Origin of the sequence: Candidatus Oscillochloris fontis, from assembly GCF_004138135.1 — a bacterium.
Classification (GTDB): Bacteria; Chloroflexota; Chloroflexia; order Chloroflexales; family Chloroflexaceae; genus Oscillochloris; species Oscillochloris fontis.
This window is the reverse complement of the sequence record NZ_RYFD01000033.1, coordinates 22,106-38,640: the sequence shown is the minus strand read 5'-3', so window position 1 is coordinate 38,640 and position 16,535 is coordinate 22,106. Positions and strand designations below refer to the sequence as shown.

Annotated in this window: 14 protein-coding genes; 6 read left to right on the top strand and 8 right to left on the bottom strand. The window is 58.0% G+C overall.

Annotated elements, in window-relative coordinates:
* Positions 1-2: 2 nt before the first annotated feature.
* Entirely contained in the window at positions 3-1,328 is a 1,326-nt protein-coding gene (gene thrC, locus EKD03_RS12825; RefSeq protein ID WP_129631333.1) for a threonine synthase, read from the bottom strand.
* A gap of 239 nt (positions 1,329-1,567) precedes the next feature.
* On the opposite strand from thrC, the gene hisZ reads away from it, so the two are divergent.
* The 5 genes from hisZ (at position 1,568) to EKD03_RS12800 (ending at position 6,947) form a co-directional block, all read left to right on the top strand.
* Positions 1,568-3,004, top strand: coding sequence for an ATP phosphoribosyltransferase regulatory subunit (hisZ, locus tag EKD03_RS12820; RefSeq protein WP_129631327.1), 1,437 nt, complete (start codon positions 1,568-1,570; stop codon positions 3,002-3,004).
* A 185-nt stretch (positions 3,005-3,189) separates the two neighbouring features.
* Positions 3,190-4,005 (top strand): creatininase family protein, encoded by an 816-nt coding sequence (locus tag EKD03_RS12815; protein ID WP_129631323.1) that lies wholly within the window; start codon positions 3,190-3,192, stop codon positions 4,003-4,005.
* Between the two features lie 3 nt (positions 4,006-4,008).
* Positions 4,009-5,016, top strand: a complete 1,008-nt coding sequence (hisG, locus tag EKD03_RS12810) for an ATP phosphoribosyltransferase (RefSeq protein ID WP_129631320.1) — start codon at positions 4,009-4,011, stop codon at positions 5,014-5,016.
* Between the two features lie 158 nt (positions 5,017-5,174).
* Complete coding sequence (purM, locus tag EKD03_RS12805; protein ID WP_129631317.1) at positions 5,175-6,191, top strand: phosphoribosylformylglycinamidine cyclo-ligase; 1,017 nt, start codon at positions 5,175-5,177, stop codon at positions 6,189-6,191.
* Between the two features lie 15 nt (positions 6,192-6,206).
* A complete protein-coding gene (locus EKD03_RS12800) occupies positions 6,207-6,947 on the top strand; it encodes a phosphoribosylaminoimidazolesuccinocarboxamide synthase (RefSeq protein WP_129631314.1) in 741 nt (246 codons plus the stop codon).
* A 41-nt stretch (positions 6,948-6,988) separates the two neighbouring features.
* Here EKD03_RS12800 and EKD03_RS12795 read toward each other — a convergent pair whose 3' ends face one another.
* From EKD03_RS12795 to EKD03_RS12780, 4 genes are all read right to left on the bottom strand, one after another.
* Positions 6,989-8,242 (bottom strand): class I SAM-dependent RNA methyltransferase, encoded by a 1,254-nt coding sequence (locus EKD03_RS12795; RefSeq protein WP_129631312.1) that lies wholly within the window; start codon positions 8,240-8,242, stop codon positions 6,989-6,991.
* Positions 8,243-8,295: 53 nt separating this feature from the next.
* Positions 8,296-9,894, bottom strand: coding sequence for a hypothetical protein (locus EKD03_RS12790; RefSeq protein WP_129631309.1), 1,599 nt, complete (start codon positions 9,892-9,894; stop codon positions 8,296-8,298).
* Positions 9,895-9,979: 85 nt separating this feature from the next.
* Positions 9,980-11,431, bottom strand: a complete 1,452-nt coding sequence (gene purF / locus EKD03_RS12785) for an amidophosphoribosyltransferase (protein WP_129631307.1) — start codon at positions 11,429-11,431, stop codon at positions 9,980-9,982.
* Positions 11,432-11,535: 104 nt separating this feature from the next.
* A complete protein-coding gene (locus tag EKD03_RS12780) occupies positions 11,536-12,648 on the bottom strand; it encodes an RNA-guided endonuclease InsQ/TnpB family protein (RefSeq protein ID WP_129631304.1) in 1,113 nt (370 codons plus the stop codon).
* Positions 12,649-13,025: 377 nt separating this feature from the next.
* Here EKD03_RS12780 and EKD03_RS12775 point away from each other — a divergent pair, with 377 nt between their 5' ends.
* The gene (locus EKD03_RS12775; protein ID WP_129631301.1) at positions 13,026-14,198 is read left to right on the top strand and encodes a helix-hairpin-helix domain-containing protein; all 1,173 of its coding nucleotides are present in this window, start codon (positions 13,026-13,028) and stop codon (positions 14,196-14,198) included.
* Positions 14,199-14,253: 55 nt separating this feature from the next.
* Here EKD03_RS12775 and EKD03_RS12770 read toward each other — a convergent pair whose 3' ends face one another.
* The 3 genes from EKD03_RS12770 to EKD03_RS12760 all read right to left on the bottom strand — a co-directional run bounded on the left by EKD03_RS12770 (position 14,254) and on the right by EKD03_RS12760 (position 16,535).
* Entirely contained in the window at positions 14,254-14,577 is a 324-nt protein-coding gene (locus EKD03_RS12770; protein ID WP_129631298.1) for a hypothetical protein, read from the bottom strand.
* Positions 14,578-14,710: 133 nt separating this feature from the next.
* On the bottom strand, positions 14,711-16,051 hold the full coding sequence (locus EKD03_RS12765; protein ID WP_129631295.1) for an aminotransferase family protein: 1,341 nt from the start codon (positions 16,049-16,051) through the stop codon (positions 14,711-14,713).
* A 103-nt stretch (positions 16,052-16,154) separates the two neighbouring features.
* Positions 16,155-16,535, bottom strand: coding sequence for a response regulator (locus EKD03_RS12760; RefSeq protein ID WP_129631292.1), 381 nt, complete (start codon positions 16,533-16,535; stop codon positions 16,155-16,157).

Sequence of the window (16,535 nt, the reverse complement as noted above, 5' to 3'; positions counted from 1 at the left end):
CTTTATCCCATCCGCTCGGCGATCACCCGGCGCACGGCATCCACATCGGCGGGTAGCTCGATGGGTGGGTTGGCGTGGTTACTCTGTACCCCGTTCAGTTTGCCCTCGTGGTAGTCCACCTTGAAGCGGCTGAATTTGAGGCCGTGGGCAGTTGAGATGACCACCACGCGGTCGCTCTTTTTGATCTCGCCCCGCGCAACCAGTTTGGTAAGGGCGGCCAGCGCCACGCCGGTGTGTGGGCAAGCATAGGCTCCGGTGCGATCCGCCCGCGCCGCCGCATCGGCCAGTTCCTGCTCGCTGGCCTGCTCGACCACGCCGTTGAAGCGGGTCAGGGTGCTGATGGCGCGGCTGATACTGATTGGGTCGCCGATCTGGATGGCGCTGGCGGCGGTACTTTGGGCCGCGATAGGCTCGTAGTTCCAGTTGTTGCGGTAGGCGCGGTAGAGCGGGTTGGCGCGTTCGGCCTGCGCACAGACAATGCGCGGCAGACGGTTGATCATGCCCAGGTCGTACATCATCTGCATGCCCTTGCCGAGCGCAAAGGTGTTGCCGAGGTTGCCGCCCGGAATGATGATCCAGTCCGGTACGTCCCAGTCAAACTGCTGGACGATCTCGATTCCGACGGTCTTCTGGCCCTCGACGCGCAATGAGTTGAGCGAATTGGCCAGGTAGATCCCGCTATCGGGGTGCGAGGTCACTTCGCGTACCACACGCATACAGCCGTCGAAGTCGGTGTCGAGCGCCAACACCAACGCCCCGTGCGCCACGGGCTGGACGAGTTGGGCAATGCTGACCTTGCCCTTGGGCAGGAAGACGATGGTGGGAATGCCCGCTGCCGCGCCGTAGGCCGCCAGGGCCGCCGAGGTGTCGCCGGTCGAGGCGCAGGCCACCGCACGGATCGGCTTGCCATCGCTGATCATCTGCTTGACCACGCTCACCAGCACGGTCATGCCGAGGTCTTTGAAGCTGCCGGTGTGGCTATTGCCACACATCTTGATCCAGAGCTCGTCCACCCCGATCTCCTGACCGAGGCGGTCGGCCCAGAAGAGATTGGTGCCGCCCTCGAACATACTGACGATGTTCTTATCCTCGATCTCCGGGCAGACCCACTCCTTCTTGCCCCAAACGCCACTGCCATAGGGCCAACTGGTACGCATCCAACGGCTCTCGAAGAGCTGCTTCCACTCAGCGGCACTAAGCTGGCGCAGCGCGTCCATGTTGTGCTGCACCTCCAACAACCCACCCGACTTGGAATAGTAGACCACGTCCGTTAGTGGATAGCGCTCACTCGGATCGTCCTGCGCGGCAAACCATGCGCTGTAATTCATAGAAGGTCACTCCTCAACTGTTCGATCTGTCTGTTGTACGGCTTCGGTACACCAATAGACGGGTGCAGCCAGATTCAAGATGATATTCTGTATCCTGTTATACCAAATATCGTGCAACCTGTCGCATTGTCTCACTCGCTCGCCCCAAAAGCCTAGCACATCTTCCTTGTCGCCGATGGTTGCATCGGGTACAATTGCGGCGCGGTTGAACAAATGGCGTCATGAGGGAGAGGTGGCAGGTGAGCAGTCCGATAGAGGCGGTGCGTGGGATGCACGATGTGCTCCCTGATGAGCAATGCAGGCTGGTTCAGGTACGCCGGAGCCTAGAGCAGACGCTGGATCGGCACGGCTATCGTATGATCGATCTGCCAGTACTTGAGCAGCGCGAACTCTACCTACGCAAACTGGGCGAGGAGTTGGTCGGCAAGGTCTACGAGTTCAATTTTGGTGAGCGCCACCTCGCCCTGCGGCCCGAATGGACCGCCTCGGTACTGCGTGCCTATATCGCCCACATGCAGGGCCAACCGCTCCCGTTGCGCCTCGCCTATGCCGGGCCGGTCTTCCGCTACGAGCAACCCCAAGTGGGAGCCACGCGCCAATTCACCCAGGTGGGGGTGGAGTTGGTGGGCTGCGCCGCCCCCCGCGCCGATGCCGAGGTACTGGCGTTGGCCTGCACCGGGTTGGAGGCGGCTGGTCTCCACAACTACCGGCTGGTGGTAGGCCACATCGGCATGATCCGCGAGGTGCTGGCCGGGCTGGGTCTAGAAGAGCGCACCCAGGGCATCCTGGCATGGAGTATGGAGCGCCTACGCAGCGAGGGCTTGGCGGCGGTGCGCGAGCGCATCAGCGAGACGATCAGCACCCCCCCGGATGATATGGCCTTGCCGAGTGGCCTCGATGATGAGCAGGCTGCTGCGTGGTTATTACGGATGCTCGATGCGATGCAGATCGATCTGAGCACCGGCACCCGCAGTCCGCACGAGGTCATCCAACGTCTGCTGCGCAAGCTCCGCCGAGGTGATCCGCAACCCACAATAGATCGTGCCCTGGAACTGCTGGCGCGCCTGGTGGAGTTGCACGGCCCCCCCGTTGAGGTGTTGCCCCAGATCAGTACCCTGTTGGCTGAGTATGCGCTCACTTCTCCCGCAGCCAACGAACTCGAAACCATCCTCACCCTGCTCGCCGCCCATGGGATCGATCAACAACGGGTCGAGATCGATCTCGGCTTAGGGCGCGGCTTGCACTACTACACCGGCCTGATCTTTGAGATCTACACCGCCGATGGTCAGCACCTCGGTGGCGGTGGGCGCTATGATGATCTGGTACAAACGCTGGGCGGATCAGCCCCAACCCCCGCCGTCGGATTCAGCTATGTGCTCGAATGCGTCGCACGCGGAGCCACACTACCGCCCCCCGCCCAGCCAGCACTGGTCTTGGTCGCCGCCGAAGAGGCAATCACCTACCCGCTGGCCATCGAGGTGGCCCATCAGTTGCGCCAACAAGGCTTGGTGGCGATCATGGATGTTGGCGTGCCTGGTACCGCCACACCCGAAACTGCGCGGCAACACGGAGCGACCCACCTAGCCCTGGTGGGTGATTCAGGGCTGGTGTGGCACGATCTCAAGACCGGGCAGCAGCAGCAGATGCGGATGACAGAACTGGATACACTGGTGTGAAACGCTGCTAGGGTAGAGGCAAAGCCAACGCAGGCAGGCGGCGTTGGGCAGCCGTTGGCTGAGCTTGTCGAAGCCAACGCCTGCATCAAACGAGGCTATTTGCGCGTTGTCCACTAGAGTTGAGGTTGGCTGAGCTTGTCGAAGCCAACGCCTGCATCAAACAGGGTTCAGGCCAGGAGAAGACTATGAGCGAAGCGCCGATCTGGGGACGCTACCTTGAATTACGCCCGGACAAACTCGCGGCTATCCGCAGCCACACCCCGGTGGCCTATGTGCCGTGGGGTGGAATGGAGTGGCACGGGCCGCACCTTCCCCTTGGGGTGGATGGGATTGTCGCCGAAGCAGTCTCGCTACGGGCGGTGCGGCGCACGGGTGGGGTATTGCTGCCCACGGTCTGGTTAGCGTCCAGTCTGCTACCACATCCCGACTCGATTAGTATCTCTAGCTCGCTCTTGGCGCAGTTGCTCGATACCATCTTGGCCCAACTCGCCGCAGCGGGCTGGCGCGTCGTCGCACTCACCAGCGGCCACTATGGCCACGCCCACGAGTTGACCATGATCGCGGCCGCTGAGCGTGCTATTCAGCAGCACGGGCTGTTGGTACTCGCCGCGCCATGCTTCGCCCTGGTTGATGAAGCAATGCATGATCGCGCCGCCCTCTGGGAGTCCTCGGTCGCCCTCGCACTGCGGCCCGAACTGGTTCACCTCCAGAGCCTCGGTTCCGCTCCCCTCCGCCCCGAAACCAGTGGCGTGATTGGGCGTGATCCCCGCGATACCGCCTCGGCCTCGTTGGGGAATAGTGCGCTCAATCTGGCTGGCGAACGCCTCGCCGCTGCGGTCAACGAGCTCTTGATCGCCAACAATGTCGCACCGCTTCAGGCACTCTATACCGAACGCCGCGCCCGCTGCCACGCCTTCCTTGAGCGTTTCGGCACTGATCTTGATCAGGCGACCCAGGCGTGGTGGGCCGATCTTATTCACGACACACCGGCGGAGAGTTGATCTATGTTACGTTTTGGTATCCCATCCAAGGGTGGCGGCTATGATGCAACCCTGGCACTGTTAGAGAGTTGTGGCCTGCGGGTCACTCGTGCCAATCCACGCCAGTATACGGCCACCCTGCGCGGTCTGCCCGATACGGAGGTGTTGCTCCACCGCCCCGCCGATATTGTCGAGAAGGTGGCCACCGGCACTATTGATATTGGCGTCAGTGGCCTCGATCTGGTACACGAACAGCGCGGCGATGATGAGGATCTGCTCGTCATCTTCGATGATCTCGGTTTCTGGCGCGTCGAGTTGGTCTTCGCCGTGCCCCAGGGCTGGGTGGATGTCGACTCGTGGGCCGATTTGGCCGATCTCGCCGTCGAGATGAAGGCACGAGGTCGCCGCTTGCGTATCGCCACCAAGTATATTGATACGGTACGCAATTTCTGCTACCGCCAGGGGATCAACGATTTCGAGTTGGTCGAATCCCACGGGGCTACCGAAGCCGCACCTAGCCTCGGCTATGCCGACATCATCGCCGATATTACCGAGACCGGTACGGCCATCCGCGAGAATAAGTTGAAGATCGTCGGCGGGCCATTGCTGCGCTCCCAGGCTGTCCTGATTGGCTCGCGGCGTAGCCTGCGCGGGGATCAGGCCAAACTGGCCCTGATCCGCCAACTGCTCGAACTGATCGAGGCCCGCCGTCGGGGACGCCTCTTCTATTCGCTCACCGCCAACATCCCCGGCGAGTCGGTCGAGGTGGTCGGGCGCAAGGTGACGGCCAAGCAGGAGTTGGCGGGGCTGCAAGGCCCGACCATCGCTTCGGTGTGGAGTAAGTTCTCAACGGCAGACGATGTGACAACTCCCTGGTACGCGGTGAATGTGGTTGTTCCCCAGGAAGAACTCTTGCCCGCAATTGATCACCTGCGCAGTATCGGAGCCTTTAGTATTACCACCCTCCAGGTGCAGCATGTCTTCCGCTCGCAGAGCGAGGCGTTTGAGCGCCTGCTGACTGCATTAGAATAACTGTTCACCGTTCTCCGAGCATCCCGATTTTGACGCAAAGACGCCAAGGCGCAAAGCTTTCATCATAGAGGCGCTCATCGCAACCTTTGCGTCTTGGCGTCAACACAAGGCTTCAATTTACCCCAAGTGTGAACAGTTACGAATAACAAGGAGTTTTTATGACCGATTCGTATTCGGCGGCGGGCGTGAATATCGCCGCCGCCACTCGTGCGAAAGATCTGATGGCGGCGGCTGTGCGCGCCACCCACGGCCCGGCAGTGCTGGCCGGGATGGGCGCGTTTGGCGGCTGTTTCGATGCCACACTGGCCCTGGCTGGGCTGAATGCGCCGGTCTTGGTGGCCAGTAGCGATGGGGTGGGCACCAAAACCCTGGTGGCCGCCGCACTAGGCCGCTACGATACCGTCGGCCAGGATCTCGTCAACCACTGTGTCAACGATATTCTCGTCCAGGGCGCACGCCCGCTCTTCTTCCTCGATTATGTCGCCTCGGCCAAACTCGACCCCGAACAGATCGCGGCGGTCGTCGGCGGTGCGGCCCAAGCCTGTCAGGCGGTCGGCTGCGCCCTGCTGGGTGGCGAAACCGCCGAGATGCCCGCTGTCTATGTGGCGGGGGCGTTCGATCTCGCCGGGACGATTGTGGGGGTGGTGGAGCGCGATGCGATGCTACCGCTGCCCAACATCGCCGCCGGGGATGCCGTACTCGCCCTACCCGCCACCGGCCTCCACACCAACGGCTACTCGCTGGCACGCCGGATTGTCGAGGCGGGTGAAGGCTACGCCGCTCGTCCGGCCATCCTGGGCGGCCAGAGCCTCGGCGAAGCGCTGCTGGCCATCCACCGCTGCTACTTGGACGAGGTCGCCGCGCTACGCAAGGCGGTCACGGTAAAGGGTCTCGCCCACATCACCGGCGGCGGCATCTTCGACAATCTGCCGCGTATCTTGCCGGAGGGCTTGGGGGCCGACATCCGGCGCGGTACGTGGGGAATCCCGCCGATCTTCACCTACCTAGTCGAGCAGGGCCAGATCGCCGAGCACGAAGCCTACCACGCGCTCAACATGGGCCTGGGCATGCTCGTAGTCATCCCAGCAGATGCGGTCGAGGCCGCCCTAGCAGCGGTGCCTGATGCGCGCCATGTGGGCAGCATCAGCGATCAATCTGGCGTGCGGTTGGTTTAAAGGAAGGAACATTATATGCAACTCGGAGCACCCATCGCCGAGGGCAAGACCAAAATCATCTACCTGCACCCCCACGATCCGAACCTAGTGGTGATCTGCCACAAAGACGGCATCACCGCCGGAGATGGCGCACGCCGCAACGAGATCCCCGGTAAGGGCGCACTGGCGGGGCGCACTACCGCCAACGTCTTTGCCTACCTGGAACGCGAAGGCATCGCCACCCACTTCGTCAGCGCCCCCGCCGACGACATAACCGTGGCCCAGCGCTGCACCATGCTCCCACTGGAAGTGGTCATGCGCCGCCTCGCCACCGGCTCCTATCTGCGCCGCCACCCAGAGGTGAGCGAGGGGCACACCTTCACGCCGCCGCTGGTCGAGTTCTTCTTCAAGGACGACGCCGCCCACGACCCGCAGATCAGCGAAGCCGAGATTGTCGAGCGCGGCCTCGCCAGCCCCGCCGAGGTCGCGCAGATGATCCACACCGGGCGCGCCGTCTGCGAGGCACTCGCCCGCGCCTGGGCCGCCCAAGACGTAACCCTGGTGGACATCAAGATCGAGTTTGGCCGCAGCGCCACGGGCCAACTCATCCTCGCCGACGTGATTGATAACGACTCGTGGCGCATCTGGCCCGGCGGCGACAAGACGCGCATGCTCGACAAGCAAGTCTACCGCAACGCCGCCGAGGTAGACGCCAACCTCCTCGCAGCGATCAAAGATCGCTACGCGGTGGTCGCCGACATGACCGCCACATTCTGATGATCGATTGCAGGGGCGCATCGCGATGCGCCCCTACGACCCTACCCTTTCCGCAACACCACCAGACACTCGATATGCGGTGTTTGCGGGAAGAGATCAATCGGCTGCACCAGGTCCAAGCAGTAGCCGATGCGCAGGAACGCCCCCAGATCACGGGCGAGGATACCGGGGTGGCACGAGATATACGCCAAGCGCGCCGGAGCCAACCGGGCAAGCTCCTCAATCACGGCGGGGTGGCAACCGCGCCGGGGTGGATCGAGGATCGCCGCATCAAACTGGCCCTCTATGCGCGACAGCAAGCGCTCGGCGCTGCCCTGCACAAACGACACATTGGTGATCCCGTTGTAGGGCAAACAACTCACCCCATCGGCAACCGCCTTCGGGTTCTCCTCAACCGCCACCACCTCTGTCAACCCATACGCCAGCGGCAAGGCAAAACTGCCCACCCCACTATAGGCATCCAGCAAGCGCTCGCCCGGCTGAAGATCGAGTTCGTGGCGGATCAGATCGAGCATACGCTCCGCCTGAGGCGTATTCACCTGAAAGAAACTCTCCGGGCTGAGCATGAAGGTCACACCACCCAGATCATCATGCAACTGCACCGGCGTCGGCTGAATATAACCCGGCGCTTCCGCCGCCACCCCCGCCAGATTAGGCGTCTGCGCACACCATGCCACCCCAAGGTCAGCCAGATCGGCGGGTGCGGAACGTGCATGGCCGTGCAGCAAGCCAATCGCATACCCATAGCTCGCACTGGCGCGCAGCGTCACACCCTCAATCGCGTGTTTGAAGGGCGGTAAAACCACACGCAACCCGGCCAACGCCGTATTCAACACCGGCAACAGCAGCGGATCGCTGGTCAGATCAGAGACATGACGGCTACCCGAATAGTGGTAGCCAATCTTCGCACCATCCACATGAAAGCGCGCCGTATTGCGGTAGCCCCACGGCTGCGGAGCCGCGATAATCGGCGCAAGAGGCGGCGCTTCCAGCCCCGCCAGCTTCGCCAACTGCTCGCGCACGATCTGTTCCTTCAGCCGCAGTTGGGCTGAGTAATCCACATGCTGCCATGGCGCGTGGCCATCATCGCTAGTGATCGGCGCGATCCGATCCGGCGAAGGCGTCACCACCTCCAGCACCATGCCACGAATATAGGTCTGGCGGCGCTCGCTCACCCGGATACGCACCACCTCACCCGGCAGCGCCCCGGTCACAAACACCACCATCCCATCCAAACGACCAACCCCGTCACCGCCCTGAGCGATGCCGTGGATCTCCAAGAGTAGTTCTTCCATAATAGATCATAGTACTTGATAAACTCGGATGTGCCAAATGAGCCATGACTTGTTTACACAAGGTATAAAAACCCAGCCCAAGCAATGCAATAACAAGCTATCACGCTGAGTAAAACTGCCAACCTACGCCTATCCAACAAGTGAGCAAAGACAAAAAGTGCGCTAACCAGCAATGGAGTAAGAATACTACTCACATATGGTATCACATACGCTTGCGGTTCACGGATACCTGCAAGATAGTTGACAATCGCGGCTTGACGATTTTGGCCAACAAATAGGCGTGGTGCCATCCAGAAGCTTGGATCGTGCCATAAACGTAAAAAATTCTCCCACTGCCACGCAACACCTATATCAGCACCTTTTCCATAACCCGGATCAATCCATCCAATACCTATATTATGATATGAAGCGATAAGCACACATTGGTGTATAATCAGAACAGTACAAAAAAACACGGAAATAAACCTTAAACCGATTTTCGGTATAAAAGAAACCTTTTGTTTGATTTCATTAAACAGAGCAACCACACCTAAGACCAATAATGGTAAATTCTCAATCATATAGCGAACACCAAAACCACCACCACTATACCAATCAACCCGATAACCGATTAAAATAATTTGTAATATTATAATCGAAATAGCAGCAAATCGAATTGGTGTATCAGGAATAAACCAAAGACCGAACATGCCTAGTAGAATAAATGGTGCCCAAAAGAAAATTCCACGATTGGAATGAAAGAATATACTCAATGTATTTATAGGTAAAATACTATCAACAAACGCATCTTTGCTTTGTGGCATAACAAAGAAATCAAGATGTAATCGGTACCAGAAAGAGAGTTGTGGCATTATCGTAATAAAGGCAAGTAACGATAAAATGATAATTTGAAGTATTGTCTGTTTTGCTAGAGTGAAAGAACGCTCTTTGAGTGCATAGAACATCCGTGGTACAAAATAGACCCCAGGAATGATTGCCATCACAAAACCAGTCCAGCGCGTAAGAAAACACAAACCCAGAGCGACCCCAAAGAGCAAACCGCTGAGCGGGTCAACACCATCATGTTGATTCAGATGAAGATATATCCATACTACTAAGGAAAATGCAAACAAACTAGCAGTATGTGCCATAATTGGCTGACGAAACATATAATAGAAGAGTGGTGTTGCGAATAGACTCAGAGTAGTTATCAATAATGACGTGTATAGATCTGTTGAGTAACGACAAATCGCATAGATAAGTATCAATCCTGCGGCCCCATACCCAATAGAACTTAGCGCAACACTTGTCAAAGAGAGTAGATCAAAGCCATTTGCTTGCGAAGAATTGACCCAACGCATAATAGTATGGGTCATAAGAAAAGAGGGCGACCATAATATACTTGGCCCAATTGGCCAGGGACTCTCTTGTAATCCGGTTTTGGTATACTCAAATACATAATTTCCAGTAAGTGTTTCATTGCGCAAATCAAGATCATGTTCAACAATAGGTGATCGCATTTGTGCATAATAGAAAGAAGGATCCCAAATCCAGTTATCAGTCGGACTGAAGAATATAATAATCCCAAAAATAAATAAAATTGACATGACAACAACTTTTACTATTCCAGATGTTAAATTTGTAGTATAACGATTGAGGAGTTTAATTTTCATTTATATTACTTTCGGCTAAAAATAATCTGCACATAGAATATTATGTGCAGATTATGATATACAGATAACGGATAGAGAGACTAATCTACCGCACCTCAAAGACTTCCTTGTCAACCACCTCAATATCCACAGGGTACTCACCGGTAAAACAGCCCCGACAGAAACTGTCCGGTTCGCGGCGGGTTGAACGGATCAACCCCTCCAGACTCAGGTAGGCAAGGCTATCCGCGCCAAGATGGGCCTGAATCTCTGGAATGCTGAGACGGTGGGCAATCAGTTCCGGGTAGGTAGCCATGTCCACCCCAAGGAAACACGGGTGGCGAATAGGAGGTGACGAAACACGCACATGCACTTCGGTTGCCCCGGCATCGCGCAACAGCCGCAGAATCGGGCCAGAGGTATTGCCGCGCACGATGCTATCATCAATCAGCACCACGCGCTTATTGGCCAGATTCTCTGTCAGGGCGTTAAACTTGAGCGAAATACCCAACTTACGCAGACGATCATCGGGCTGGATGAAGGTTCGCCCAATGTAGCGATTCTTGATCAAACCCTCGGAGTAGGGAATCCCCGACTGCTGCGCATACCCAATCGCTGCTGGTACGGCACTATCGGGCACCGGAATGACCACATCGGCCTCGCAGGGTGACTCACGGGCCAATTCCCGCCCCTGCGCAACCCGAACCGCATGCAGGGTCGCCCCATACAAAACACTGTCCGGGCGGGCAAAGTAGATATACTCGAAGAGGCATCCCGCTGGGTGCGCCGCTGGCATGCGCGCAATTGTCTGCGGGCCATCCTCCTCCGTAATCATGAGGATCTCACCCGGATCAATCTCGCGCACAAACTCGGCCCCAATCGTGCCCAACGCACAACTCTCCGAAGCCACCACCCAACCCGTATCACCCAAGCGCCCCAAACAGAGCGGGTGTAAGCCCCACGGATCACGCACCGCAAAGAGCGCAGTGCGGGTCAGAACCGTCAGACAATACGCCCCTTGGGCACGCACCATAAAGACCTTGAACTTCTCCTCCCAGGTGCGCCCGTCGCCACCGGCGAGCATCTGGGTGATCACCTCCGAGTCACTCGTTCCGGTCAACCCCACCCCACGTTGGAGCAGTTCGCGACGCAGCGCGGCCGCATTGGTCAAATTCCCATTATGCCCCACGGCTAATGGGCCAAGCACACTCTCAACCACAAATGGCTGGGCATTCTCAAGTTTGGAGGAGCCAGTGGTGGAATAGCGCGTGTGTCCAATCGCCATGTGGCCCACCAGTGGGCGCAACTTCTCCTCGTTGAAGACCTGCGACACCAGCCCCATCTCCTTGAAATAGCGTAGCCCGCGCCCGTTGGAGACAGCAATACCAGCGCTCTCCTGACCGCGATGTTGGAGGGCGTAGAGACCAAAGAAGGTCAGACGGGCGACATCAGCGTCGGGAGCGACAATCCCAAAGACACCACACTCATGCGCGGGTTTGTCGTCGCGCGCGAATGGGTCTACATCGGGCAGCGCATCCCGCATGCGGGAGCTCTCCATGATACGTGATCCTCCGCAGGCGCATGGCGCCCGCAACCTTGCCTTGGACAAATAATTCAACCGTTAAAGGAAAGTATAGCACAGATAGTGTAAGCTACCCACCGCTAAAGCTGGTGGGCTTTACCCTGCACTACCGACGAGTCGGCAACCGGGTAGTGTGGCGCACTTACAGGCGCCCGGCGGGAAATAGTCACCGCCGCGATCACATCTGCTGGCCCAGCGAAGCCACAAGATGTGCAGAGAAACGAAGCCTGGGTTTTGCGGTTGGCCTTGTCGATACAACCGCACGCGGGGCAGGTACGAGAAGTATTCCGCGGGTCAACCGCATGGACAGGAACGCCCGCCAGCGCAGCTTTATAGGCAATAAAGGCACGCAGTTGAGCGAATGCCCAGCTATGGAGCGTCGCACGCTGAGACCTGCGAGCCCTGACCCGCGTGCGAATGTGCGTCAGATCTTCCAACGCTATCGCCCGCTTCGTGCGTTCGGCCTTCGCGACAACCCGTTTGGAGAGGTTATGGTTCACCCAGGTAGCGAAGCGACGTTCCTGCCCCGCCAGCTTTCGCAAGCGGCGGCGGGCGCCATGGGTGCGCTTGCGTTGAAGCTTGTTTCGCAGGCTTCGATGCCGATAGCGAATGTTCTTGATCGCCTTGCCCGAATGCGTCTCCCCATCGTTATCGACGGCAATATTCGTGACGCCCATGTCAATGCCCAGCACGCCTTCTACGTCGATCAACTCTGGGGTTTCGGCCTCACACACGGCGAACAGGTACCACGCGCCGTTGACCAGGGCCAGATCGGTCTCGCCGTGCTGCGCGGCGAGCAACTGGCGCTGCCGCGCACCGCAGACAAACGGAATGCGCTGCCGGCCATCCAGGGTCCAGATCGACACGTGCGCATTGGGCAGGGCAAACGAGAGAATGCGGTCATCGTAGGCAATCGCACCATGCGAGGCAAAGGTGCGCTGGGCCTTCGTATCCAGCTTGTAGGCATCGGCCACTTTCGCGATGCAGCGCACCGTGAGTTGGGCGGCAAGCCCGAACGTCTCACGCACTGCCGTATAGGTCAGTCGGTGGATGGGGAACTGACGAAAGGTTTTCGTCTCCCAGGCAACCTGACTGATATAGTCGCACGCCTCATTCGCCCGAACCAGTGTGCGCAGCAGCGCATCGGCCTGTTCAGGAGTGGGCTGCAATTTGAGCTGTGCGGTAAGTCTCATACCATGAGCATTCTACCACATATCGAACATCCGTACAACTCTGGATTAAAGCCGCTCAAGCGGGGCGCTCCTCCCACGGCTAAAGCTCGTGGGTTTCCGCGCCTAAAGGCAGGATATATCTATGATCGGTATGGTACAATCCATGCTGATGGGGGGGGGCCGCGTCAACGTTCTTTACCCAGCCCGTAAACGGGCGGGCTAGGTTCGCAAAGCCCGCCGACGCGGGCTAAACTTAGGCCGCGTCGGCGGCCTTCGCCGTGATAGCTCGCCCGTTTACGGGCTGGGTGATGGTATGCCGACAACTTTGACGTAGCCCTAATGCTGATGTAGGTTCCTCCCCACCTGCGTATACGACGGAGCAGATTCTGAGAACGCCTGTGAGCACCAAAAAGATCGGCGTGTTGGTTGGTCGTGAGTGGTCGTGGCCGCCTGCCTTCATCGAGGAGGTCAACCGCCGCAATGCTGGGGTGATCGCCGAGTTTATCAAAATCGGTGGAACCCGCATGGCTGAGGTGTGCGAGTATGATGTGATCATTGACCGCATCAGCCACGAGATCCCCTACTACCGCACCTTCCTCAAGACTGCCGCCCTGAGTGGCACACGGGTGATCAATAACCCCTTCTGGTGGAGCGCTGATGATAAGTTCTTCGGCGCAAGTCTCTGCACGAATCTCGGTATTCCCCATCCCAAAACTATCGCGCTGCCCTCCCATTCCTACACCGACGGTATTACCGAGGAAGCACTCCGCAACCTGCGCTATCCCATCCCTTGGCAGGATCATGTCGAGTATGTTGGCGGCTTCCCAGCGATCCTCAAGCCGATCACCAACGGTGACTTCAAGCGCGTCTATAAGATCAACAACTTTGATGAACTATGGCGCGCCTATAACGATACCGGTGCTGAGTGTATGATGCTCCAGGAGTATATCGCCTGGGAAAAGTATGTGCGCTGCATTGTGATCGGCCAAGAGCATGTGATGACGATTAAGTTCGATGCCAATGCCGCTTGGCCCAATCGCTACTTCCGCGATGACCACTACCTCACGCTTGAAGAGGGCTATCTGGTTGTTGATAACGCCCTCAGAATCAATCGTGCGCTAGGCTATGAAATGAATACCGTCGAGTTTGCGATCAAAGATGGTATTCCCTTCGCGATTGATCTCACGAATCCGGCCCCTAACTTTGATGTCAATGCCCTGACGCCCCACTACTTCGATTGGGTGGTCAAGACAATGGCCGATGTGACGATCAGTATGGCCCTTGCTGGGCGTAACCAGCCCAAAGAGTATGCCTGGAGTCAGATGATTGGCGGAGGAGCGATCTGCACCGAAGCGTCTACAAAGCATAACCGGGGTGAAGATCTAGCCCTGATCAACGGGGTTGGCCCAGCCTATGCCCGCCGCCTCGGTGATGCTGGTATTACCACCTTCGCCCAACTCGCCGAGACGAGTGTGGATCAGGTACGTGCCATTATTGGCCCAACGAAACTCCCGATCAATGCCGAAGCATGGGTCGCTGAGGCGACCCTCCGCGCTGGGCGGAACTTGTAGGAGCGACACATCGCCCATTGACATGAACTTTAGGGCTACGCCCCAGACCCCGCCCCTACATATCCAACAACTGGCGCAGCAGATCATCGGAATCATCCTGCGCGGGCAGGGTAGTGCGGGGAGGCACGGGCGGAGGGGGTTCCTGTGCGGGTGGGGTAGTATGCTGGCGCTGGTAGCTTACCCCAGAGGCAAAGCGATCATACGCACTGCGCCGGTAACGATAGCCAGTGCGCGGCTTACGCTGCCGATGGGCACGCCAATCACTGATCGCAAACCCAATCAGGGTTGCTAACGTCGCCAGTAAGCCAATCAAGGCGACCGTAGGCAACCAGCGATCAATGCCTTCACCCAGCCAAGCCAGTTGTATGGTGATCTGCATAGTCGGCGATACTCAACCTCAAGGAATGGGCAATGTTACCTCTGGTGGGGGTTCGGAGGCGGCTACGCCGCCCCCGAAGATTTTTGTTGTTGTAAACAACAACAAAAGAATTTGGGGCGTTTGCAACCTACAATTACCCCAGTGCCGCTATCGATTCGCCAACGATCTGCACGATCTGATCGATCTGTTCGGGGGTGGTGCAGAGCGGCGGTGCCAGCAGCACGGTATCATTGAAGACGCGGGTGAAGAGGCCGCGCTGCATCAATTCGTTGCCTAGGCGCACGGTAATATTGGCCGAGGCCGGGAAGAGTTCCTTGGTCGTCTTATCGGCCACCAACTCTACCCCCGCCATCAGTCCCTTGCCGCGCACATTACCGACATGGGGCATCTCCTCAAGCTCCTGCAACCCGGCCATCAGCCGCGCCCCCTGCACGGCGGCGTGCTCCACCATGCCCTCGCGCTCAATGATCGCGATATTCGCCAACGCCACCGCACAGGCGGTCGGGTGGCCAGAGTAGGTGAAGGCGTGCATCCAGCGCTTATCGGGGGCGACGGTATTGATCGCCTCGCTGATCGCATCGGAGACACCAATCCCACCGAGCGGGATGTAGCCGGAGGTGATGCCTTTGGCGAACTGGGCAATATCGGGTTCGATACCATAATGCTCTAGCCCAAACCAGCGCCCGGTGCGGCCAAAGCCGGTGATCACCTCGTCCGAGATCAGCAACACCTCATACTGATCGCAGATCTCGCGGATACGCTTGAAGTAGTCGTCCTGCGGTGGGATCACCCCACCCGCCCCCTGGATCGGCTCGGCAATAAAACCCGCCACCGTCTCTGGCCCCTCGCGCAGAATCGCCTCCTCAAGCAGATTCGCGGCGGCCACCCCATCACTCAGTTCGGGAGTAGGATTGACGAAGCGGTAGGGATAGGGCGACTCAATATGCATGAAACCGGGCACACGCGGCTCAAACATGGGCCAATAGGCCGTCAGGCCAGTTGCACTCATCGCCGCCAGCGTCACCCCGTGGTAGCCGCGCATGCGCGAAATGAACTTGACCTTCTCAGGCTTCCCCTTGACCTTCCAGTAGAAGCGTGCGGTCTTGATGGACGACTCGGTACTCTCACCACCACCACTCGTAAAGAAAAAGTGGTTAATGCTGGGGTAGATCAACTCGCTCAGCTTTTCGGCCAACTGAATAACTGGCAGATTCGTCGAACCAGTGTAGGTCGAATAGTAGGCCAGTTGCTTCATCTGATTGTAGGCCACCTCGGCCAACTCTTCACGCCCGTGGCCCACATTCACATTCCAGAGCGAACTGAGACCATCAAGGTAGGTATGACCCTCGCTATCTTTGATGATCGAACCCTTCCCCTCGACCCAGATCTTCGGCGACTGGTGGCCGCTTGGGTGGTAGAGCGGATGGATAAGGTGGGCGAGGTCGGATTGAATGAGTTTGTTATCCGTTGTCACGGTATAGCTGCTACTTTCTAGATACCCCACAGACATCTCTAGCCCGTGGTGCTAGGCACGAGTCTTCATAGCTAGTATAGCAGCGTAGGGTACAGGGCGTGTATCATACCGGCGTATTCGAACGTGCCAGCAGCGTATGAATCTTCCCGATCAGGCTATTGAAATCAATCGGCTTACTCTCAAACGCATCACACCCCACATTGAAGGCACGTTCGCGATCCTCATCCAAGGCATAGGCCGTCAGCGCAATAATCGGCGTCTGGGCCGTCTCCTTACGGGCGCGCAGGCGCTGGGTTGTTTGCCAGCCATTCAGCTTGGGAATCCCCATATCCATAATAATCAATTCGGGCTGTGTACCACGTACCTTCGTCAGCGCATCAATCCCATCAACGGCCAGTTCTACAGTAAACCCTGAGAGGCGCAGATAGGTCGCCACCATCTCGCGGATAGTTTCGTCATCTTCAACAACTAAAATACGCGGCAT